This is a genomic window from Bacteroides sp. Marseille-P3684 (assembly GCF_900291465.1).
Taxonomy (GTDB): domain Bacteria; phylum Bacteroidota; class Bacteroidia; order Bacteroidales; family Bacteroidaceae; genus Phocaeicola_A.
Genome location: NZ_LT985808.1, coordinates 1,658,194 through 1,679,852, shown reverse-complemented (window position 1 = coordinate 1,679,852; position 21,659 = coordinate 1,658,194). Strand labels below are relative to the sequence as shown.

General features: G+C 52.4%; 16 protein-coding genes, 7 tRNA genes and 1 rRNA gene. 9 read left to right on the top strand and 15 right to left on the bottom strand.

Annotated features, from left to right (window positions below; translation table 11 throughout):
• Positions 1-15: 15 nt before the first annotated feature.
• The 3 genes from C8275_RS06495 to C8275_RS06485 form a co-directional block, all read right to left on the bottom strand.
• Positions 16-89 (bottom strand) — tRNA-Ala (locus C8275_RS06495).
• Positions 90-163: 74 nt separating this feature from the next.
• Positions 164-237, bottom strand: a tRNA-Ile gene (locus C8275_RS06490).
• Between the two features lie 131 nt (positions 238-368).
• A 16S ribosomal RNA gene (locus C8275_RS06485) occupies positions 369-1,902 on the bottom strand.
• 1,358 nt (positions 1,903-3,260) lie between these two features.
• Between C8275_RS06485 and C8275_RS06475 the strand changes: the two genes are divergently transcribed.
• Positions 3,261-4,043, top strand: a complete 783-nt coding sequence (locus C8275_RS06475; RefSeq protein ID WP_106484540.1) for an EFR1 family ferrodoxin — start codon at positions 3,261-3,263, stop codon at positions 4,041-4,043.
• Here the strand turns inward: C8275_RS06475 and C8275_RS06470 are convergent.
• From C8275_RS06470 to mtaB, 3 genes are read right to left on the bottom strand one after another with little or no spacing between them, the layout of a single operon-like run.
• Positions 4,035-4,685, bottom strand: a complete 651-nt coding sequence (locus C8275_RS06470; RefSeq protein WP_022383932.1) for an HAD family hydrolase — start codon at positions 4,683-4,685, stop codon at positions 4,035-4,037. The genes C8275_RS06475 and C8275_RS06470 overlap by 9 nt on opposite strands.
• The gene (locus tag C8275_RS06465) at positions 4,682-5,734 is read right to left on the bottom strand and encodes a glycosyltransferase family 2 protein (protein WP_106484539.1); all 1,053 of its coding nucleotides are present in this window, start codon (positions 5,732-5,734) and stop codon (positions 4,682-4,684) included. The genes C8275_RS06470 and C8275_RS06465 overlap by 4 nt, the downstream gene beginning before the upstream one ends.
• Positions 5,727-7,049, bottom strand: coding sequence for a tRNA (N(6)-L-threonylcarbamoyladenosine(37)-C(2))-methylthiotransferase MtaB (mtaB, locus tag C8275_RS06460; protein ID WP_106484538.1), 1,323 nt, complete (start codon positions 7,047-7,049; stop codon positions 5,727-5,729). Before mtaB ends, C8275_RS06465 begins: the two co-directional genes overlap by 8 nt.
• Positions 7,050-7,362: 313 nt before the next feature.
• On the opposite strand from mtaB, the gene C8275_RS06455 reads away from it, so the two are divergent.
• Entirely contained in the window at positions 7,363-7,566 is a 204-nt protein-coding gene (locus tag C8275_RS06455; protein ID WP_106484537.1) for a hypothetical protein, read from the top strand.
• A gap of 217 nt (positions 7,567-7,783) precedes the next feature.
• On the opposite strand, the gene C8275_RS06450 is transcribed toward C8275_RS06455, so the two are convergent.
• The 5 genes from C8275_RS06450 to C8275_RS06430 all read right to left on the bottom strand — a co-directional run bounded on the left by C8275_RS06450 (position 7,784) and on the right by C8275_RS06430 (position 12,336).
• On the bottom strand, positions 7,784-9,313 hold the full coding sequence (locus C8275_RS06450) for a DUF5723 family protein (RefSeq protein ID WP_106484536.1): 1,530 nt from the start codon (positions 9,311-9,313) through the stop codon (positions 7,784-7,786).
• A 317-nt stretch (positions 9,314-9,630) separates the two neighbouring features.
• Positions 9,631-9,718 (bottom strand) — tRNA-Ser (locus C8275_RS06445).
• 85 nt (positions 9,719-9,803) lie between these two features.
• Positions 9,804-10,586, bottom strand: a complete 783-nt coding sequence (locus C8275_RS06440; RefSeq protein WP_106625754.1) for a TatD family hydrolase — start codon at positions 10,584-10,586, stop codon at positions 9,804-9,806.
• Positions 10,587-10,594: 8 nt separating this feature from the next.
• On the bottom strand, positions 10,595-11,569 hold the full coding sequence (locus C8275_RS06435; RefSeq protein ID WP_106625753.1) for a polyprenyl synthetase family protein: 975 nt from the start codon (positions 11,567-11,569) through the stop codon (positions 10,595-10,597).
• 56 nt (positions 11,570-11,625) lie between these two features.
• Positions 11,626-12,336, bottom strand: a complete 711-nt coding sequence (locus tag C8275_RS06430; RefSeq protein ID WP_157948195.1) for an energy transducer TonB — start codon at positions 12,334-12,336, stop codon at positions 11,626-11,628.
• Positions 12,337-12,508: 172 nt separating this feature from the next.
• Here C8275_RS06430 and cmk point away from each other — a divergent pair, with 172 nt between their 5' ends.
• A complete protein-coding gene (gene cmk / locus C8275_RS06425; protein WP_106484534.1) occupies positions 12,509-13,198 on the top strand; it encodes a (d)CMP kinase in 690 nt (229 codons plus the stop codon).
• The gene (locus C8275_RS06420; protein WP_106484533.1) at positions 13,195-14,103 is read left to right on the top strand and encodes a 4-hydroxy-3-methylbut-2-enyl diphosphate reductase; all 909 of its coding nucleotides are present in this window, start codon (positions 13,195-13,197) and stop codon (positions 14,101-14,103) included. The genes cmk and C8275_RS06420 overlap by 4 nt, the downstream gene beginning before the upstream one ends.
• A 105-nt stretch (positions 14,104-14,208) precedes the next feature.
• Here the strand turns inward: C8275_RS06420 and C8275_RS06415 are convergent, their stop codons facing one another.
• The 4 genes from C8275_RS06415 to C8275_RS06400 form a co-directional block, all read right to left on the bottom strand.
• A complete protein-coding gene (locus C8275_RS06415; RefSeq protein WP_106484532.1) occupies positions 14,209-16,281 on the bottom strand; it encodes a hypothetical protein in 2,073 nt (690 codons plus the stop codon).
• Between the two features lie 652 nt (positions 16,282-16,933).
• Positions 16,934-17,914, bottom strand: a complete 981-nt coding sequence (pfkA, locus tag C8275_RS06410) for a 6-phosphofructokinase (RefSeq protein WP_106484531.1) — start codon at positions 17,912-17,914, stop codon at positions 16,934-16,936.
• A gap of 254 nt (positions 17,915-18,168) precedes the next feature.
• On the bottom strand, positions 18,169-19,266 hold the full coding sequence (gene meaB / locus C8275_RS06405) for a methylmalonyl Co-A mutase-associated GTPase MeaB (RefSeq protein WP_106484530.1): 1,098 nt from the start codon (positions 19,264-19,266) through the stop codon (positions 18,169-18,171).
• A gap of 99 nt (positions 19,267-19,365) precedes the next feature.
• On the bottom strand, positions 19,366-20,439 hold the full coding sequence (locus tag C8275_RS06400; protein ID WP_022383944.1) for a DUF1573 domain-containing protein: 1,074 nt from the start codon (positions 20,437-20,439) through the stop codon (positions 19,366-19,368).
• Positions 20,440-20,578: 139 nt separating this feature from the next.
• Here C8275_RS06400 and C8275_RS06395 point away from each other — a divergent pair, with 139 nt between their 5' ends.
• The 5 genes from C8275_RS06395 (at position 20,579) to C8275_RS06375 (ending at position 21,567) form a co-directional block, all read left to right on the top strand.
• Entirely contained in the window at positions 20,579-20,998 is a 420-nt protein-coding gene (locus tag C8275_RS06395) for a hypothetical protein (protein WP_106484529.1), read from the top strand.
• Between the two features lie 228 nt (positions 20,999-21,226).
• Positions 21,227-21,301 (top strand) — tRNA-Val (locus C8275_RS06390).
• An 8-nt stretch (positions 21,302-21,309) separates the two neighbouring features.
• Positions 21,310-21,382: transfer RNA gene (locus C8275_RS06385), tRNA-Gly, on the top strand.
• Between the two features lie 9 nt (positions 21,383-21,391).
• Positions 21,392-21,463 (top strand) — tRNA-Thr (locus C8275_RS06380).
• A gap of 31 nt (positions 21,464-21,494) precedes the next feature.
• Positions 21,495-21,567 (top strand) — tRNA-Trp (locus C8275_RS06375).
• Positions 21,568-21,659: the final 92 nt, after the last annotated feature.

The window sequence follows — 21,659 nt, the reverse complement described above, 5'->3', positions numbered from 1 at the left end:
GACAATTCTGGACTGTGGAGAATAACGGATTCGAACCGTTGACCCCCTGCTTGCAAAGCAGGTGCTCTAGCCAGCTGAGCTAATCCCCCTTCGTTTTCCGGGCGGCAAAGGTACGCTTTTCTGTACGTTCCGCAAGCGGATGCCCGGACTTTTTTTTTCGAAGTAGTCCCAGGCAGAGTTGAACTGCCGACCTCTACATTATCAGTGTAGCGCTCTAACCAACTGAGCTATAGGACTGTCAGTCTAACCTCAATCTGCCCGGACAGTGCCCGGCTTCTCTGGTTCTCCTTCATATCTTTACAAACAAACATCAGCAGTACAAGACCGGATAGAAAAGCCTACATCCTATCGGAATCTCAAAGCTCCAGAAAGGAGGTGTTCCAGCCGCACCTTCCGGTACGGCTACCTTGTTACGACTTAGCCCCAGTCACCGGTTTTACCCTAGGACGACCCTCGCGGTTACGTACTTCAGGTACCCCCGGCTCCCATGGCTTGACGGGCGGTGTGTACAAGGCCCGGGAACGTATTCACCGCGCCATGGCTGATGCGCGATTACTAGCGAATCCAGCTTCGTGGAGCCGGGTTGCAGGCTCCAGTCCGAACTGGGAGGGGTTTTCGGGATTGGCATCCTGTCGCCAGGTAGCGGCCTTCTGTACCCCCCATTGTAACACGTGTGTAGCCCCGGACGTAAGGGCCGTGCTGATTTGACGTCATCCCCACCTTCCTCGCATCTTACGATGGCAGTCCCGGCAGAGTCCCCAGCATTACCTGATGGCAACTGCCGGCAAGGGTTGCGCTCGTTATGGCACTTAAGCCGACACCTCACGGCACGAGCTGACGACAACCATGCAGCACCTCCACAACCGCTATTGCTAGCTGTCGCGTTTCCGCGACATTCGGTTGCAGTTCAAGCCCGGGTAAGGTTCCTCGCGTATCATCGAATTAAACCACATGTTCCTCCGCTTGTGCGGGCCCCCGTCAATTCCTTTGAGTTTCACCGTTGCCGGCGTACTCCCCAGGTGGAATACTTAATGCTTTCGCTTGGCCGCTGACATTGTATCGCCAACAGCGAGTATTCATCGTTTACCGTGTGGACTACCAGGGTATCTAATCCTGTTTGATACCCACACTTTCGAGCATCAATGTCAGTTACAGCTTGGTGCACTGCCTTCGCAATCGGAGTTCTTCGTGATATCTAAGCATTTCACCGCTACACCACGAATTCCATGCACCTCAACTGCACTCAAGGCTCCCAGTTTCAACTGCAGTCCTACGGTTGAGCCGCAGAATTTCACAACTGACTTAAAAGCCCATCTACGCTCCCTTTAAACCCAATAAATCCGGATAACGCTCGCATCCTCCGTATTACCGCGGCTGCTGGCACGGAGTTAGCCGATGCTTATTCATAAGGTACATACAAACACCTACACGTAAGCGACTTTATTCCCTTATAAAAGAAGTTTACAACCCATAGGGCAGTCATCCTTCACGCTACTTGGCTGGTTCAGGCTCGCGCCCATTGACCAATATTCCTCACTGCTGCCTCCCGTAGGAGTTTGGACCGTGTCTCAGTTCCAATGTGGGGGACCTTCCTCTCAGAACCCCTATCCATCGTCGGTTAGGTGGGCCGTTACCCCGCCTACTGCCTAATGGAACGCATCCCCATCCTTTACCGGTTCGCACCTTTAATTGAATCCCCATGCGGGAATCCAACACCATCGGGTATTAATCTTACTTTCGCAAGGCTATCCCCGAGTAAAGGGCAGGTTGGATACGTGTTACTCACCCGTGCGCCGGTCGCCATCCGAATTTCATTGCTGAAACCCTATGCTGCCCCGCGACTTGCATGTGTTAAGCCTGTAGCTAGCGTTCATCCTGAGCCAGGATCAAACTCTTCATTGTAATGAATTTCTTTAATCTCTTTTGCCCGGATTCCGATTTCCTTTTGACTTATTGTCCAGGTTTTGACGTTGACCTTTCATACCCATTCCGCTGATAACCAATCATCAGCAGAGCTCTTGTACTACTTGTCTGTTTGTTGCATTCTTTTCAAGTATCTAACGCTTTGCAGCGGCTTTCCTTATCGAAAGCGGATGCAAAGGTAGAGCTTTTGCATATTCCCTCCAAACATTCTACGCACTTTTTTTGAATATTTTTTGAGCCTTTCTCCTAAGGGTTTCATTAACAGATATGTTTTACAACATGTTTTTCGGGGATTGTTACGGGGATGTGACGGGAAAACGGGCGGGGAATGGTGGATTGGGATGGAGAGAGCAGGATGTTTGTTTGCGTTTGTTTACATTTTAAAAGGGAATTACAGAATTGACGGGTATGGAAAACCTATATAATAATGTAGGGGCGACCGGTCTGGTCGCCCGGTCCAATCATTATTGCCACGTTATTATGGGGGACAATATAAATTGTTGCAATTGGATGGTGATAATGGGGTGGTGATGGACCGGATGTTTGTGGAATATACATTGGTGAACCAACCGTTATGGGACCATCCGTTATTGGACCAATCGTTGTTGGACCGGGCGACCAGACCGGTCGCCCCTACATTTCGTGTGGTGGACGTTTATTGAATTACGTCTTGACAAAATGTCAAACGAAGGGGTCTACAATGTCCTTCCTCGCACCAAAATACGATTTGGTGGATTCGGAGGGCCTTCTCGGGCGATTTGCAAAATACAGATTGATGCAGACAGGGGTGTTGGAACAACATTCCGGGGGGTGTTGGGAACGGACGGGTGTCCTTTTTCTGTTTTCGGTTCCTAATGGGGCCCTTTTTATTACCTTCCGATTTGTTGACAGCACCCTTCTTCTAGAGAGTGAAACTCACTTCTTTTTACTTTCATTTTCCAAAGATTTGACTTCCGGGCGCGAAACAATTGTGTTTGGCAGGTGAAACTATATTGTTTGAGGCGGCAAACTATATTGTTTGGCGCGCGAAACAATATTGTTCCGGGCACGTTTTGTCTGTTTTTCGAAAATGAAATGTATAGTTTTCTAAAATGAAGGACTTTTTCCCGGCGTTTCGTTTGCAATCATTCACGTTTCGTCTCCAGATTATCGGATATTCGAAAAGGACGAGTTAGCGAGAAAGGGGAATTATAACATTTCCGTCCAGTAAATACTCCAAATGGCTTTCAGAATGACAAGTCGTCCGTCTGTCTTTCTAAAGCCGGGAGGAACGGAAGAAACTTGCGAATCTGTATGAAATCTCTATTTTTGCAGCACGATCTAATCCTAACAAACTTATGATATTTTATTTCTCCAGCACCGGAAATTCAAAGTATGTGGCAGATTATCTCGCCCGACAGACAGGGGAACGCCTGATTGACGTCAGCAAGGCAGGACTCAAGCAGGAATGGAAGTACACACTGGACAAGGATGAAAGACTGGGATTCGTGTTCCCGATTTATGCCTGGGGACCGCCGTCCCTGGTTCTAAAAGTGATTAAAAGACTGGAAATTGAAGGAGGGGAAAGAGCCTATTGCTACATGGTCTGCACGTGTGGCGACGACACAGGGTGCACCACTGCCCTCTTCCGTCGGGCATTAAAAGCGAAAGGGTGGAAGCTCTCCTGCGGATTCTCACTGGCCATGCCGAACACGTATGTGTGTCTGCCGGGCTTCGATGTTGACAGTCCGGAAATGGCGCAAGCCAAAGTGGACGCCACACGCAAGAGGCTGCCGGAAGTCTGTCGCATCCTACAGGCAAAAACAGAAAATCTCTTCGAGGTAAACCCCGGGAAAATGCCGCGCCTGAAAAGCTACGTGCTGCGTCCGCTGTTCAACAGATTTCTCGTCAGCGACCGTCCGTTTCACAGCAACGAGGCATGCAACGGATGCTCCCTGTGCCAGAAGTTATGTCCGGTAGAGAACATCCGAATGAGCGAAGGGCATCCCCAATGGCAGGGACGGTGCATCGGCTGCCTGCGATGCTACCACCGTTGTCCCCAACATGCCATTGAGTATGGGAATCAGACCCGTAAGAAGGGGCAGTATTTCTACCGCCACACTTCAGAGCATTCAATCTAGGAAGTCCAGGATATCGGCGGCACGACGGGCGATGTAACGCGGACGGTATGCCTGCAGTTCTTCCACCGGACGGAAGCCCCAGGTGACGCCGACAGCATCGACCCCGGCGTTGAGTGCCGTCTGCATGTCCACGTTGGAATCGCCCACATAGAGTGTTTCAGCGGAAGTCGCCTGAGCCGCCTCCCGACTTTGGTTCACGATTCCGGCATCCGGCTTCGTCGGTACTCCTTCCCGCTGTCCCAGGACGGAAACGAAAGGAATCTCCGGGAAATAGTAAGCCACAAGTTTCTCCGTCGCTGCCTGGTACTTATTGGATGCCACAGCCAGCTGCACCCCACGTCGGTGTAAAGCCTGCAACAGCTCGGGGATGCCCGGATAGGGACGACTCAGGTCGGTATTGTGTTCATTATAATAAGGTACAAACACGGAACGGATGCGCTCTATGTTTTCCGGTGTACGTGCATTTTCCGGAAGGGCACGTTCGAACAGTTTAAAGATGCCGTTACCTACAAAATAGTTATACGCCTCCACGGGATGGGTCGGAAAGCCGAAAGCCTCCAACGCATGGTTGGTGCTCGCTGCCAGATCGGCAATGGTATTCAGCAACGTCCCATCCAAATCAAAAACAACCAATTTCTTCATTTTCTTTTCGTTTGTCTCATTACTTTTGTAAATGTATTCTTCCGACGGACATAAAAAGCCCAAAGAAGACTGCCCGAAATGCGTTCCGGGACAGTAGCCAACAAGGCAGCCTGTCGGTTCTCCTTCCGCGAAGCCTCAAAATCGGGAAGCATCTGCTTGAAGTCACGTCTTGCCCGGAACACAGCCTGCGCACTGCCCCGCTCCCCTTTCAAAAGGAAAGTAAAGGCTGCCAGGTAATCCAGCCACCTGCGGACACGCATCACCGGACCCAATTCCTCCTCGGAAAGGTTCTTGTAGAGCATCAGCAGGTTGTTGCGGAAGTTCAGATAGGTCTTCCGGGGATTCTCCTTGTTCAGGGTGGCGCCTCCCACATGGTAGACCCGGCTCTCAGGCACACAGGCAATGCCCCGTCCGCGACTACGCAAACGCCAGCAGAAATCAATCTCTTCCATGTGTGCGAAGAAGCGTCCGTCAAGCCCTCCGACCTTCCAATAGTCAGCGGCACGCACCATCAGTGCAGCTCCCGTCGCCCAGAAGAGGGAACCGACGGTGTCATATTGTCCGCGGTCCTCTTCCACCACGGACATGACGCGCCCCCTGCAGAAGGGATATCCGTAACGGTCCAGGAAACCTCCGCAGGCACCGGCATACTCAAACATTTCCCGTCCCTGCTCTTTGGCATGATAGCTCAGGAGCTTCGGTTGACAAGCTGCCATTTCGAGATGGGTATCCATGTAAGCCAACAAGGGGTCCAGCCAGCGGGAAGTGACTTCCACATCGGAATTAAGCAAGAGGTAATACTCGGCGTCCAACTCGCGCAAGGCACGGTTATAGCCGTCCGCAAAACCATAATTCCGGTCCAGCAGCACCAGACCGACGGAAGGGAACTCCTCGCGCAACATTTCCACCGACCCGTCCGTCGAATGATTGTCTGCAACAATCACTTCGACACCTTCCAGACGGGAATAGCGCACGACGGAAGGAAGGAAACGACGCATCATCTCCTTTCCATTCCAGTTCAATATCACAACAGCCAATTTACTACGCATCTTGAATCGAAGCTTTTAATGCAGTACCATCTTCATTGAAATCGCCCAACTGAACCCGCACAAGCCGGTTGTCCCAGTCCGGGTGTGCCTCTGTCTCCACACGGATGTAGTTGGCGGTAAAGCCATGCATGGGCATCCCCGGCTTCGGCTTTTCCAAGAGCACCACTGCCTCCTGTCCCCGGTGACGTGCATAAAATGCCCGGGTCTTCTCATCGGAAAGTGCCAGCAGACGTTGACTGCGTGCATGCTTCTCTTCGGGAGTCACCACATAATCTATTTTCAACGCCTGCGTACCGGGACGCTCGGAGTAGCTGAACACATGGAGCTGGGTCACATCCAGGCTGTCAATGAAGCGATAGGCATCCTCAAAAAATTCCGGAGTCTCCCCACGTGTACCGACAATGACATCCACCCCGATGAAGGCATCCGGAATGACCGAACGGATTTTGGCTATCTTGGCGGCAAACAGGGAGGTATCATAGCGGCGGCGCATCAGTTTCAGCACCTCATCGGAACCGGACTGCAACGGAATGTGGAAATGGGGCATGAAAGCACGGGAACGGGCTACGTATTCGATGATTTCATCCGTCAGCAGGTTCGGCTCAATGGACGAGATGCGATAACGCTCGATGCCTTCCACCCGGTCCAACGCCTTGACGAGGTCAAAGAAGGTTTCACCGGTGGTCTTACCGAAGTCACCGATGTTCACACCGGTAAGTACGATTTCCTTGCCGCCGTCAGCCGCCACCTTGCGTGCCTGTTCCACCAACTCATCAATGCTCCCGTTACGGCTCCGTCCGCGTGCAAACGGAATGGTGCAGTAGGAACAGAAATAGTCGCATCCGTCCTGCACCTTCAGAAAGTAGCGGGTCCGGTCGCCCCGGGAGCAGGAAGGCGAAAAGGTACGGATGTCCGTCGTTGCGGAAGCGTGTGCCACCCCCTTCTCCTTCTTCTCCAACGTTCCCAGGTAGTCAAACAGATGTCCCTTCTGCTCTGCCCCCAGCACCAGGTCCACCCCTTCGATGTCCGCCACCTGTCCCGGTTTCAACTGGGCATAACATCCCGTGACGATGACAAAAGCGCCCGGATGTTCCTTGACCAGCTTATGGATGGCCTGGCGGCATTTCTTATCGGCGGTCTCCGTCACAGAGCAGGTGTTCACCACACAGATGTCTGCCTTTTCGCCCTTTCGCACGGTACGGACGCCCGCCTCTTTCAACATTTTGGCTATCGTGGAAGTTTCAGAGAAATTGAGTTTGCAGCCTAACGTGTAATAGACTGCCTTCTTATCGAGAAAAACAGTTGTATCAATCATAACCTTCTTGTTATTAGGGCGGCAAAGTTACGTATTTCTTCCGGATAATCATAGTTACCTTATAAGGTAAGGTCCATGACCGGCGCACATCTTCCGAAGTCGACGGAACGAGTCAGTCCGGAGTTGTTCTATTTCGTCTTCCGGACAAGAAGTCAGGGGAATTATCCCTATTGATTGTCAGTCCCTTATAAAAAAATCACATTTTCCTCAAAAAAAAGTGCTCACAAATGATACAACCTATATGAAAAGCCCCTATCTTTGCAACGTTTTAGAAAAGCAATTGATTGTTTTACAGATTTAAAAAGCAAAGAAAATGAAAAAATTGGTATTTGTATTCGTAGCTTTCGCAGCTATCTCTTTCGCTTCTTGCGGAAACAAAGCTGCCAACACAACAGAAGAAGTAGCTGCTGACACTGTAGCAACTGAAACTGTAGAAAACGCTGCTGTTGATTCAACTGCTGCCGTTGCAGATTCTACCGCTGCTGTTGCTGACTCTACTGCTACGGTTGCTGAATAATTTATTCAACACTGAGGGAATTGAAAAGTCTGAGGCCTTATGTACTTCAGACTTTTTTTATTGATAATTCTTATTTCATTATATATTATCCAACCTTTTTACCTATTTCTTTTTAATACTATTAAAACAAAGTCCCTTTTAACAAAGGCTATTCCGCAAACACAACGGAATAGCCTTTTTCATTTTATTCTCAACGGACTGTTCCAGTCCATCTTTATCAGTCCGCGCAACAAGTCGCACGCCTCTTACCCAACGGCACCGAGATGCCGACGAAAGCGTTCACGCTGTTCGAGTTCTTACCCAGAAACATATAATCGGTCCCTACAAATACGGGGCCCAGCTTCAGCCCCACTCCGAATGATTTCCCCAAAGACTGGATGGCCGAATAGCTGACCGTGGCATTCAGCCACTCCTTCGGACGGTAGTTGGCGGAAAGGGTCAGCTCCGTCAGCGCATCAGGTTGCACAAAACGGGTGGTCGACAGCAAACCGACAGACAAGGTATTGTGGAAGAACCCGTATTCCGCGCCCAACACCAACGTCGACAACAGACGGGAACGACGGGAATCGGTGACAGGTTCACTTCGCAACTCCAGCAAGTCATAGGCCAGCATCTCTCCCCCACTGACACGATTCATGTAATTTTCCGCATCCGTCAGCAAACGGTTGACATTGTTGCGGATTGCGTCCACACTTCCAGCAGGGTCATTCACATCAATCCCTTTCAGGTAGTCTGCTCCATGCATGTGTATGTCAGAGCCTCCCGTGGTGGCTACCTGCGTAGAGCCTTTGGACCAACTGATGAATCCCAGATCGAGCACGGCAGCCGACAGCGTCAAGTTATCCGTCAGACGGTAGGAAGCACCCAAGTCGACTCCCAATCCGTAACCCGCAATACCCAAATCGCCCGTTTCGAACTCGGCATCATTGATATAGCCTTCCGGAGACTCCAGCAGATTCAAGCCCTTGAAGGAGGATTCCAGACGGGCATCCAGCGACAAATCAGCATGATAATCGGCAAACTCATTCACCAGGCTTTCCACATCGGCAGAAGTCAGTGAACCCATCTGCTGCAATTCGGCAATGCGGGCATCGCTCGGCAGACTGGCATCCAGGCTGACCCGGTTGAACTTCAGGTTCAGATTACCGATGCCCAACAGGAATTTGACCCGTCCACCCACAGAGAGCCGCTCGTTCAGCTGACGGGCATAGCCTAGCCCGACCTCGGCATACGCATTGATGTCAAGCTGCTGACCACTGATGTCATAACGGCTGTTCCGCCAGTTATCAGCTATCTGGTCCATCTCGTTGAGAAAAGTAAACATCGACCGTGTCAGCTCCACTCCGACATCCGTACGCAGCCCCACATTGAACGACCAGAAGTTGCGTCCGCGAAACCAGCCCGCAGACAGGATATCCGTATGAACATTCAGGTTCAGCCGGTTCTTGTCGTCCAGACTGTTCAGAAACTCGGGATTGTTGTAGAAACCCTCTTCGTCTTTCAGAATACGCTTGATATCCTCATAACCCAAGGAGTTGGAGCCGACCTGCGCATTCAGCGACCCCACAACCGGGATATTGAAGAAACCGCGCGAAGGTGTCAGTGACGGATTCAGCTGCATCCGGTAATGCGAACCCTCCATGAAATAAGAGGTACGGAGAAACTGTGCGTGTGCAGTGGCGCCTGCTGTCAGAAGGACGGAAAGTACTCCCACTTTCAGCCCAGGGAAACGTCCGGTTCTTTTCATGCTTATACTCTTTATGGATTACACTATCTACTAAACACCGCTAAGTTAACATATTCTTCCTAAACAAGCCATGCACCCCCATAACATTCTTATAACTTTACCGGATGCAGTACAAGTCTCATCCCCCTATACATCGTGACGGGCCAAGTGCTTGCCGCACCTGACCCGTCAGTCTGATTACCAATTAGAAGCAAATCACAACTATATATAAATATAGCTTTAAAAAGCATCTGCCGCACCGATTGGCTACACTGCAGCAGCGTCCGTCTACAAAAAAAGTCTGAGCTCCTTGCGACGGGAAACTCAGACTTGCTGTGCGGAGAGAACGGGATTCGAACCCGTGATACGCTTTTGACGTATACACGCTTTCCAGGCGTGCCTCTTCAACCACTCGAGCACCTCTCCTTGGGTTGAACAGCCTCTCTTCCGAAAGACGGATGCAAAAGTAGTAAGAAAGTTTCAAACTACAAGCATCTCGCGCCGTTTTTTTTCACGAACGGGCTATACGAAACATGCGAAGGGCATTTTCCGTAGTCACACGGGCAGCCTCTTCCAACGGAACTTCGTAGATATCCGCCACCTTCTGTAAGACATCTTTCACATAGGCACTTTCATTCCGTCCGCCCCGATGGGGAACAGGAGCCAGGTAAGGAGAATCGGTCTCCACAACCAACCTTTCGAGCGGCACGCGTGACTTCAGCACCGCAGGCAGGACAGCTTTCTTGAAAGTCACCACCCCATTGATGCCCAGCAGGAAATTGTCAAACGACAACCATGCCGACACATCGCCGTCATCTCCCGTGAAACTGTGGAAGATGCCCCGCAACGGGGTATGGCGGTATGGCTCCAGGCACTCCATCAGCTCTGCAAACGCCTTACGGCTGTGAATGACCAGCGGAAGGTCATACTCCAACGCCCAACGTATCTGCGTGTCGAAGGCTTCCATCTGCTCCCGACGATACGTCGTGTCCCAATAGAGGTCCAACCCGACCTCGCCGATGGCAATGTAGGGATTGGGCTGCCTGAGCAACCCCTCCATCGTCCGCAAATCATCCCGGAAGCTTTCCGTCACCGAAGTGGGATGCAGCCCCAGCATCGGGTAACAGACACCGGGAAACTTCCGGCAGGCTTCCAGCAGGGCATCAATCGTCGTGCCGTCAATGTTCGGCATGAACAGCTTTTCCACTCCAGCCGCCCGGGCACGTTCCACGGTCGCCTCAAAGTCGTCGGCAAACTCCTCGACAAAAAGGTGGGTATGAGTATCAACTATCATCGGAATCATCAGACGTTACGGTGCATCAGTGAGGCGACATAACCCTTCAATACTTCCTTCCGCTCGTCGGATACCTGCACGGAGGTCAGGATGCGTGACGCCTCTTCAAAATAGGAGGCAATCTTGCGGTCACAAAGTTCGCGAATGCCGATGGCATCATAGAGAGCCGTCACGGCGCGTACCTTCTCTTCCGGATTGTAGTCCGTCGCCTCCATCCAGTGCTGCAGTTCGGCACGTTGTGCCTCGTCAGCCCGCAACAGGGCATTGATGAGCATGTAGGTCTTCTTGTTGCAGAGGATGTCGCCGCCTATTTTCTTACCGAAGACTGCGGGGTCGCCATAGACATCCAGGTAATCGTCCTGCAGCTGGAAGGCCAGTCCCACCTGGATGCCATAGTCATACAGCCGGTCGGCATCTTCCGCCTCCGCTCCTCCCAGGAGTGCTCCCATCTTCAGGGCAGCCGCCAGCAGGACGGAAGTCTTCAGCCGGATCATCTCGATGTACTCGTCTTCCGTAACATCGTCGCGTGTCTCGAACTCCATGTCATACTGCTGCCCCTCGCCAATCTCCAGGGCGGTCTTGCTGAAGAGGTCCAGCACTTCCTTCAGCCGGGCATCGTTGTTCCGTATCAGTTGCTGATAGGCCAGCACCAGCATGGTGTCGCCCGACAGGATGGCGGTGTTGTCGTCCCACACCTTGTGCACCGTCGGCTTGTTGCGGCGCATGTCGGCACGGTCCATCAGGTCATCATGAAGCAAGGTATAATTATGGTATGTCTCCAGACCGACGGCAGAGGGCAGGATGGTATCCACATCGTCCCTGTAAAGGTTGTACGCCATCAGCATCAGCACCGGACGCAGGCGCTTCCCTCCCAACGAGAGTACGTATTGAATGGGTGCATAAAGCCCCTCGGGGCGACGGGAATAGTGCCAGTCGGCAATGTACCGGTTCACTTTGTCCGACAGTTCTTTGGTTGTAAACATCATATCTTCTGTTTTTGGGGTTATTCTTTCATCAGGCTCATCATGGAACGAGACCGTCAGCGCAAGCGGAAATCAACGGGGATGACATAGAGAAAGCGCACCGGCTTCCCGTTCCTCCGACCGGGTTGCCAGGGAGGCATCAGCTTCACCACACGCAAGGCTTCGGCATCCAGTGCCGGCGACACACCTTCCAGGACCCGGAAATCCGTCAGTTTCCCGTCGGCCCCCACAATGAACTGCACCAGCACACAGCCACGCACCTTTCCGCTGAGGGCTGTCGAAGGATAGCGCACATGCCGGGACAGGAATCGCATGCAGGCAGCATCTCCCCCCGGGAAATGGGGCAACGTGTCGGGCTGGACCACTGCCGGGGCTTCTTCCTCGGCCTTCGGGAGCTCTGCCAGCTCTTCTTCCTTCTCTTCCCGGGTCAGCGGCACCGGACGCAGGGCATCCTGTATCAACTGACGCACATCGGACTCGGGCGCATCTGCCACCGCCTCCACATGGTCAAAATCAGTCGCCACAACCTGCTCGGGCTGAGGAGATTCTTCCGGAACATCCAAAGGTCTCTCCATCTCCACCGGAGGCAGACTGGCTTCCATCGGCAATGCCGGGAGTTCCACCGGAGGCAGTACGACGGGCTGGGAAGAAGGCGTCTTCCAACGGAAGGCAACGACCACAACCGCCAGGACTGTCACCAGCCCGATGGCGAAGCGGAAGCCCCTGCCTCGCTCCAAATCTGCTCGCGATGATTTCTTCAGTTCCATAAGACAAAAGTACTTCATTTTGCCTAAACTCCGAAAATAAAGAAAGGCTTATTCACTTTTTATCTCTACCTTTGGAGCCTTGATTTTAAACCGACGCCGGAGCTGTCCCGTCCGTCCTGACAAGGTGGAGGAGAGACCATGCACCGGCGTACATCCCCTAATAAAACGAGACATGAAAAAGATAACCATCGCTATCGACGGCTTCTCCTCTTGCGGCAAAAGCACCATGGCAAAGGACCTGGCAAGAGCCGTCGGCTACATCTACATCGACAGCGGCGCCATGTACCGCGCCGTAACCCTCTACAGTCTGCGGAAAGGCTATTTCACTCCGGAAGGCATCGACACCGAAGCCTTGGAAAAGGATATGCCCGCCATTGACATCTCCTTCCGCCTCGACCCGGAGACCCACCTTCCCCAAACCTGTCTCAACGGCGAGAATGTCGAAAGGGAGATACGCGGCATGGAGGTGTCCTCGCACGTCAGCCCGATTGCGGCATTGGGATTCGTGCGCCGGGCGCTCGTCCGTCTGCAACAGGAAATGGGAAAGGCAAAGGGAATCGTCATGGACGGACGCGACATCGGCACGGCGGTGTTCCCGGACGCGGAACTGAAAATCTTCGTCACGGCATCGCCCGAGATACGTGCCCAAAGACGCTATGACGAACTGAAGGCAAAGGGACAGCCGGCAAGCTACGAGGACATCCTGAAGAATGTACAGGAACGGGACTACATCGACCAGCATCGCGAGGTAAGCCCGCTGCGGAAGGCAGACGACGCCCTGCTGCTCGACAACAGCCTACTGACTATCGAGGAACAGAAGGCATGGCTACTGGAACAATTCAAACGAGTGACTAAAGGATGAAACGAATCGAAATAGACAAGGGCTCGGGCTTCTGCTTCGGCGTGACAACCGCCATCAAGAAAGCCGAAGAGGAACTGAAGAAGGGAGGAACCCTCTACTGCCTGGGCGACATCGTCCACAACGGACGGGAGTGTGAACGGCTGAAACAGATGGGACTCATCACCATCAACCACGACGAGTTCCGCCAACTGCACAACGTGAAAGTGCTGCTGCGTGCCCACGGCGAACCGCCCGAAACGTACGAGACGGCACGGAAGAACGGCATCGAAATCATCGACGCCACCTGCCCCGTCGTGCTGCAACTGCAGAAACGCATCAAAAAGGAATATGCCGCACCTGCCGAACGAGAAAAGCAGATTGTCATCTACGGCAAGAACGGACATGCCGAGGTGCTCGGTCTAGTGGGACAGACGGAAGGGAAAGCCATCGTCATCGAATCGCTGGAAGAGGCAAAGAAGCTCGACTTCACCAAAGACATCCGCCTCTACTCCCAGACAACCAAGTCGCTGGATGAGTTCAACCAGATCACCGAATACATCCGGCAGCACATCGCACCGGACGTCACCTTCCAGTCATCCGACACCATTTGCCGCCAAGTGGCGAACCGCATGCCGAACATCCGCGACTTCGCCAAGCAGCACGACCTCATCTTCTTCGTCAGCGGAAAGAAAAGCTCCAACGGCAAAATCCTGTTCAACGAGTGCAAGAAGGTAAACCCCAACTCCTTCCTCGTGGACGACCCCGAAGAGATAGACTTCAGCCTGGTGGAACACGCCGACACCATCGGCATCTGTGGAGCCACCTCGACCCCCAAATGGCTCATGGAGGCATGCCGGAAAGCCATTGAGGAAAAGACCGGAGGCACTGTAAATGAGATGACAGCCCCGGATGCAGGCAACCAGTAAAACCAGGAAGCCAATAAATTAAGGAGACGAGCCGACGGGTAAACAAGTGCCATAACCTTGCGTCCCCGTCAACTCGTCTCCTTGTCAACTAATACGTTGTTCGTCTTACTTGAGAACCACGGTGTAGGTCTTCACCTTGCCATTGTAGTCGAACTTGACTACCGCCTTGCCGTTTCTGGCATCGGGCTGAGTGACTTCCACCTTCACACGCGAGTCATTGGAGGAAGCCTCTACCTTCGGAACATCCGTACCGTCGGCCGGAAGGGTGTACTCAACGGCATATTGGTCGTAGCCCACATAACCGTTTTCGTTGGTCGAGCGCACCGGTATCGTGGGGAGTTCCACGCTCTGTCCGTCCACCTTGATTTCTACGGAAGGCACAGCCGGGTAGTTCAACTCACTGCCCTTCTTGCTGAAGCCCACACCCTGCAGTGCACACAGCTCAGCACCGGCATCGCCTTCAGCAACCAGGTAGATGGCATGCTTCTTGTCCAAGCCGTCCACGGCATCGGCAACGTCGACCGTGTAACGCGTCACCTCATGAGCCGTCCCAGCCGGTACGGTAATCTCAGCAATCTTCTTGCCTTTCCACACCTCGTTGTCCCACGGACCATCCAACCAGACAGCCACCTTGAACGAAGCGTCGGTCGACGGTTTCAGGAAGAGGTTGAACGAAGTCCCGTTGCCAGCCTTCACGCCTTCAAACGGTTTCAGACCCTTCTGTGCCTGTGCCAGCCCTCCGAAACCGAAGTATTTGAAACCGACGATGTCGCCACTCTTCATCACGACAGGCATGTTGTTGTCCCAGATATCCCAGGAATCCTGCATTGCCTGCCCGTTCGACAGGTAGCAGGCGTATCCGGCTGAGTAATATTTATAAGGAGGCATACCGTAAATCTGGAAACCTTCCGAAGTCACCTCGGCACCGGTGTACGTATCCCCGTTGCTAGCCTTTGCCTGCCAGATGCTGTCGGCAGCATACGGATCGTATCCGTGGATGGTCACCTTTCCGCCTTCTGCCACCGGCTTCTCATCCCACTCGATGAGCACCGGAGCCACCATTGCCTGACGGGCGAACCCGAAGCCCCGTGGCGGACGGTGATAGAACACATACCATTGTCCATTGATTTCCTGCAAGCTTCCGTGTGTGTTATGCGCAGCATTGGTGGTCTGCAGACGGCTGCCATCCTCATTGAGCACCACGCCGCGGGAATCCACCAGGACGCCTCCGCTTCTCCACGGACCCAACGGTGTATCACCAAAAGCATAGCGCAGGGTGGAGTTCGTATTGCCCAAGCCATACTCCGGACCGGAATAACCGGAGAAAATCATCACATACTTGTTGCCCACCTGACGGATGGACGAAGCCTCAAAGAAGTTGAAGTCCTTCGGGTTCTGCTCCTTGTACAAAGCCGGATAAGTCGTTCCTTTCGGGTCACGGATTTCGCCTTCGGGCGTACTTGCCGGGATGAAATATGGGATAATCTCAGTTCCGGGGCGGGCGGAATACATGGTATTCTGGTCAAGCTGTGCGGCCGACGAACGTTGGAAACCCCAGAAACCATAGGCACGGAATCCGGTTGCATAGTCCGGGTCGTTGGCGTCTGTGATGTTTTCCACAAAAACGGACGGGTCAAAACCGAAGATGCTGCCGGGCACGGTCTGCTTGCCATCCTCCGTCAGATTGACCGGCGTAAACGGTCCGTCGGGACGGCTACCCTTGCAGACCATCGCCTCGCGTCCGGCACCACGGCTGTGAGGATAGAGATAATACTCTTTCGTTCCATCTTTCTTCTTGATTTCCACCAGGTCAGGAGCAAACATCACATCCCATTGCCCATCCACCTGATAGGTGAAGATAGGACCTTCGTCCCTCCAGTCGGTCAGGTCTTCCACCGGAGCCGACCACATGCGGATGTCCGGTCCGCAATATTCCGTATAGCGCAAATCGTGCGAACCAATGATGTACGCGCGGAACTTCCCGGGATTATCCGGGTCTTCAAACACACGCGGCTCCCCGTCGGGAAGGTGTTCCCACAGGGGCAGATAAGGATTGCCCGTACCGATGGTATCTGCTACATTTTCTTTACTCACCTCTGTCGTAGCACAGCCAGCCAGTGTCAAGGCTGCCGCAAACAGAACAGTGCATCTCGTCTTAAAGGTCATACTTTTCTTCATGGTGTTATTTTTACAATATCAATTAGTTCCGTATGATTATAAAGAAACTAAAAGACAGCAGAGTAAAGCCTGCCCAGCATTTTGCACCTCGTGGGCGGTTTTACAATAAAGTCCTTTATCATAGGGTTTTAGGCTACTAAAGTAGAAAAAACAGACGGAACTATCAAACTTCCGTGCACATTTCGTCATCCTCTCATCCGTTCCCCCGAAAATTCCCAACCACCCGGCAAATGCCTGTTGAGAGAAGAAGTTACGTGTTTACAGTTGTCCGACGGATGGAACCTAAGAGTTTGCTCTGCCAAACACATGCGTTTGACTCACCAAACACAAGTGTTTGACCTGTCAAACTAATTAGTTTGACAGATGTAAGTATCATACCTGTCCTGGAAAGGTATTATACTTAGACCCCCTAAGTATTATACTTAGCCAGCCTAAGTATTATACTTTGGTCTATCAAACTACTATGTTTGTCAGGTCAAACGCTTGTGTTTATCCGGTTGAAGACTTGTGTTTGCCCGGTCAAACGCAAATGTTCGAAATGTATATCAAAAATGCAATGAGCCCCAAAAGTCCGCTAAAAGACTTTTGGGGCTCATTGCAATTACGACACACCCTCTTCCGATTCAGTTGGGGCGTCTTGTGTCCGGTGCACTCAGATGCACAGCTGACGCAGCATGTCGATCAGTTCAGGCTTCACCTGCTTGTCGTTCTTGATGGCGCGGGTGAAGGGGACGTAGACGATTTCATCACGCACGATGCCAATCATCACGTTACGCTGGTCCTCCAGCAGGGCATCTACCGCAGCAGCACCCATCCGGCTCGCAATGATGCGGTCATGTGCCGTGGGACTTCCTCCGCGTTGCAAGTGTCCCAGGATGGAGACACGTGCGTCGTATCCCGGGAAGTCCTTCTTCATGCGCTCCACGATGTCAAGCGCACCTCCCTTGCTCTTGCTCTCGGCAACGAGCACAATGCTGCTGTTCTTTGATTTGCGGAAGCCACGTTTGATGAACTCTTCCAACTGGTCTTCCTCCGTGATATATTCAGGGATGATTGCCGCCTCGGCACCTCCGGCAATGGCACCGTTCAATGCCAGGAATCCGGCATCCCGTCCCATCACCTCGATGAAGAACAGACGTTCGTGGGAAGTGGCGGTGTCGCGTATCTTGTCAATCGCCTCGACAATGGTGTTCAGTGCCGTATCATAGCCGATGGTCGTATCGGTGCCAAAGAGGTCGTTGTCGATGGTGCCGGGCAATCCGATGCAAGGCACGTTGAACTCCTGTGCGAAGATGCGTGCACCCGTCAGTGAACCGTCTCCTCCGATAACCACCAACGCCTCGATGCCCTCCTTCACCATGTTGTCGTAAGCCACCTGACGCCCCTCGGGAGTCATGAACTCGGCACAACGTGCTGTCTTCAGGATGGTTCCACCGCGTTGGATGATGTTGCTGACACTGTCTGAATACAATTCTGAAATCTCGTTCGTCACCAGTCCTTTGTATCCTCTGAAAATACCTTTTACCCGAATACCTTTCGAGATGGCCGCACGGGTCACGGCCCTGATTGCCGCATTCATTCCCGGGGCATCACCTCCGGAAGTCAAAACTCCAATACAATTAAATGTTCCCATAATACCTATTTGAATTCAGGGCGCAAAGGTACGAATTTATAAAATGATAAAAAAGACGGCGGAAAGCCAAATGCGACCAGCTTTTCCGAAATGCTTACAGTTTGTATTCTTTTAGGAGTTGTTAAGCCTCAACAGGTGGTTCACCGGTATACACCTGTATACAGAAAGACAGCGCCCTCCTGCCGATGGACATACCGTTCGGCAAGAGGGCGCTGTGATGTTCTGACGGCGTCAGCGTATCAAAACTCTGTGTTTCATTTCATTTCTTCAAAATAGGCGTCGAGCAGCTGCTTGGCGGCAACGAACGACGTCAGACCGCCTGTCAGCACCGCCTGCTCCTTGCGGGGCAACATGTCGGCAATCTTCGGATTCTGGTAGAAGCTGTTGCGGAGATGCTCGTTGATGGTCTCATACATCCAGTATTTCGCCTGCTCGTTGCGCCGGTACTCGAAGTAGCCGTTCTCCTTGACAAACGCGATGTAGTCGTCGATCATCTTCCAGATTTCCGCGATGCCCAGTCCGTAGAACCCCGAATAGGTCAGCACCTGAGGCGTCCAGCCACTTTCGGGAGCGGGGAACAGATGGAGTGCATTGCGGAAGTGGGTGGCTGCCAGCTTGGCCTTCTCGATGTTGTTACCGTCGGCCTTGTTGATGACGATACCGTCCGCCATCTCCATGATGCCACGCTTGATGCCCTGCAGCTCGTCTCCGGTCCCTGCCAGCTGAATGAGCAGAAAGAAGTCGACCATCGAGTGGACGGCCGTCTCGCTCTGTCCCACGCCGACAGTTTCCACAAATATCTTGTCGTATCCGGCAGCTTCACAAAGGATGATGGTCTCGCGCGTCTTGCGTGCCACACCACCCAATGAACCGGCTGACGGGCTGGGACGGATGAACGAATTCGGGTGTACGGAGAGTTTCTCCATGCGGGTCTTGTCCCCCAGGATGCTCCCCTTGCTGCGTTCACTGCTCGGGTCGATGGCAAGCACTGCCAACTTTCCACCCCGTTCAAGTACATGCAGTCCGAAGACATCGATGGAGGTACTCTTGCCGGCTCCCGGCACACCACTGATGCCCACACGTACGGAGTTTCCCGAATAAGGCAGGCACTTCTCGATGACTTCCTGCGCCAGCACCTGATGTTCCGGGAGCGTGCTTTCCACGAGTGTCACGGCACGGCTCAATATGGTCACATCGCCTTTGAGGATGCCTTCCACATAGTCGGCAGCCGTCAATTCCCGCCGACGCACACGGGTACGCTTCTTCAGGTAAGGATTGATGATGGACGGCTTTTCGATACCTTGGTTCACGGTCAAGCCCTTGTAGGCTTCGTCATTCTCGGGATGTTCCATAAGCATAAACGTTTTAACAGGTTAGGCACTTTAGTTCCGCCTACGTCCGACATTTCAGTCGGCAAGAAGCGGGGACAGTTGCCGGCAAGAGGACCGGCTTTATTTCTTCACTTTGATTTTGATTTCACTCTTCGGATGACGCGGGTCGTTGGTAATCATCATCACACGCGGCGTATGCTCCAGGTGATTACGCAGGTATTTGGCGTTGACCGTGATGCGCATCTTCACCGACTTGCCCGGTTCGATCGTCTGCTTCTTCACGCTGACGTTCAGTGCCGGGTTGGTCACCTGGAGGTCTTGGAGCATCAGTGTCGAACGTCCTTCGTTGGAGATGGTTACCGTTCCCTTCAGTGTCTTCTTGTCTCCCATCGTGCCCAGATCGAGTTCTTCATGAGACAGACGGATGACCGGTGCATTAGCCTTCTGTGCAGCCGTCAGTCCGGAGAAGTCGGGCAGCAGGACAGAAATCAGGCTGAGCTGGTTGTCTTCGCCGACGGTATCGCCCGGATAGCGCGACAGATAGACGGAAGTTCGGTTGATGCCAAGGAAAGGCGCCTTGTCACTGTGGAACGTCAGCCGCACGATACCACCTTCCCTCGGAGCCAGCTTTTCAGGAACAGCCTCCGCCTCGATGTAGGAAGGCAGGTGCATCAGTACAGGCGTGTAATCCTTCGACGAACCGTTTGCCACCTTCAACTCAAACACCGGATTGTCGCCCTTATTGGCATCCTCAAACTCGATGTGGTCGGTGTCAATATGAATGCTACCTATCTGAATGGGGTAATTGCGCGAATAATCCACAATCTCCGAGCTGACCATTCCAATCATGGAAAGGCTGACAGGTTTAGCCGTGGCATTGGAATAGATACGGACGAATTTATGGAAGTGCCCCAACATGCGTGCATCGAACGTGGCTTCCACCACAGCGGTCCGGTGCGGACGTACGGGCTTCTTGGTCCACGACGAGACGACACATCCGCAGGAAGTTTCCACTTTATGGATGACCAGCGGCTTGTTTCCGGTATTTGTAATGACAAATTTCGCCGTAGCAGGCTGCTTCCACATAATGGCTCCAAAATCATACTTCTCTGTATCGAACGAAAGTTTCGGCTGTGCGCTCACGCCTAAAACAGCCATCATCAATATGCTAAGTGTCAATAACGTGCGTCTCATTTCAAGTCTTTTTATCTAAAATCTTTAGACAAAGATAGGAAATTCACGTCATTTCAGTGCTTTTCTACACAATTCTTTTGTTTAGGTACAGTTTTTTATCCTACCTTTGCCCTGTACACCAACAAACATAAAGAGCACTATGATGACAAAACTCAAATTCTACCTACTTTCTATTCTGGCTGTCATCAGCCTGACGACTCTGACATCCTGCGAAACCGACGAAGACATCGGATACGGTCTGGCAGGAGCATTCGGTCAGACATGGTACGGTGATTTCGGTTCCAGCGATGCGTATGGCGAGCCTTTATACAGTGAAATCATGTTTATGGCAGGACGGTATGACAACGCCGGTACCGGATGGGAACGTACCTATTATCAATATGACGGTGCTCCCTGCTACAGCGACACCTTTGACTGGGAAATCGTGAATGGCGTCCTATACCTTTATTTTACTTACCAAGGTGAGTGGCGCATCTATGACTATTATGTAGGCAACCGCGTCTTCAAAGGCTACCGGGATGATTTTCCCTTTGAGCTCTACCTCGACCGTCGCTGGTAAAGACTCTTCCACACCTCATCCAAGCCAGACAGGGCACCAAGAAGCAACAGGCTGATATCCACTTCTTAGTGCCCTGTCTTTATGCTCCGGCTCTCCCCCTTACGTCCCTTTCCTAAAGAACTATTTGCACATTCTTTTGAAAAAATCCTCACATGATGCTTGCAAATGTGGAATTTTGTCGTACCTTTGCAACCGCTTTCGAAGAGATGAGCAATCATCATGACGAAAGGGCGTTTAGCTCAGCTGGTTCAGAGCATCTGCCTTACAAGCAGAGGGTCGGGGGTTCGAATCCCTCAACGCCCACCCGATTTGCGGAAATAGCTCAGTTGGTAGAGCACAACCTTGCCAAGGTTGGGGTCGCGAGTTCGAGTCTCGTTTTCCGCTCATCATCCTGCTGTTATAGCTCAGTGGTAGAGCACTTCCTTGGTAAGGAAGAGGTCACGAGTTCAAGTCTCGTTAACAGCTCAACACATAATCACTGTTTTTCCTTCTCCACACGGGAATAGCTCAGTTGGTAGAGCATCGGTCTCCAAAACCGAGTGTCGGGAGTTCGAGCCTCTCTTCCCGTGCAGACGTGATGAGGATGTGTCATTCGGACGCATCCTCTTTTTATTTTCCAGTCCCTGCAAATAGCGCGCAAGATTGATTTCGGAGCAGTAGA

Bases quoted from the DNA above. Each gene is read 5' to 3' on its own strand.
- C8275_RS06435 (WP_106625753.1), bottom strand. From the start codon at position 11,569: ATGTTTACAACCAAAGAACTGTCGGACAAAGTGAACCGGTACATTGCC.
- C8275_RS06475 (WP_106484540.1), top strand. From the start codon at position 3,261: ATGATATTTTATTTCTCCAGCACCGGAAATTCAAAGTATGTGGCAGAT.
- pfkA (WP_106484531.1), bottom strand. From the start codon at position 17,914: ATGGGAACATTTAATTGTATTGGAGTTTTGACTTCCGGAGGTGATGCC.
- C8275_RS06400 (WP_022383944.1), bottom strand. From the start codon at position 20,439: ATGAGACGCACGTTATTGACACTTAGCATATTGATGATGGCTGTTTTA.
- C8275_RS06465 (WP_106484539.1), bottom strand. From the start codon at position 5,734: ATGCGTAGTAAATTGGCTGTTGTGATATTGAACTGGAATGGAAAGGAG.
- C8275_RS06440 (WP_106625754.1), bottom strand. From the start codon at position 10,586: ATGATAGTTGATACTCATACCCACCTTTTTGTCGAGGAGTTTGCCGAC.
- cmk (WP_106484534.1), top strand. From the start codon at position 12,509: ATGAAAAAGATAACCATCGCTATCGACGGCTTCTCCTCTTGCGGCAAA.
- C8275_RS06455 (WP_106484537.1), top strand. From the start codon at position 7,363: ATGAAAAAATTGGTATTTGTATTCGTAGCTTTCGCAGCTATCTCTTTC.
- C8275_RS06470 (WP_022383932.1), bottom strand. From the start codon at position 4,685: ATGAAGAAATTGGTTGTTTTTGATTTGGATGGGACGTTGCTGAATACC.
- C8275_RS06415 (WP_106484532.1), bottom strand. From the start codon at position 16,281: ATGAAGAAAAGTATGACCTTTAAGACGAGATGCACTGTTCTGTTTGCG.
- mtaB (WP_106484538.1), bottom strand. From the start codon at position 7,049: ATGATTGATACAACTGTTTTTCTCGATAAGAAGGCAGTCTATTACACG.
- C8275_RS06430 (WP_157948195.1), bottom strand. From the start codon at position 12,336: ATGGAACTGAAGAAATCATCGCGAGCAGATTTGGAGCGAGGCAGGGGC.
- C8275_RS06420 (WP_106484533.1), top strand. From the start codon at position 13,195: ATGAAACGAATCGAAATAGACAAGGGCTCGGGCTTCTGCTTCGGCGTG.
- C8275_RS06395 (WP_106484529.1), top strand. From the start codon at position 20,579: ATGATGACAAAACTCAAATTCTACCTACTTTCTATTCTGGCTGTCATC.
- C8275_RS06450 (WP_106484536.1), bottom strand. From the start codon at position 9,313: ATGAAAAGAACCGGACGTTTCCCTGGGCTGAAAGTGGGAGTACTTTCC.
- meaB (WP_106484530.1), bottom strand. From the start codon at position 19,266: ATGGAACATCCCGAGAATGACGAAGCCTACAAGGGCTTGACCGTGAAC.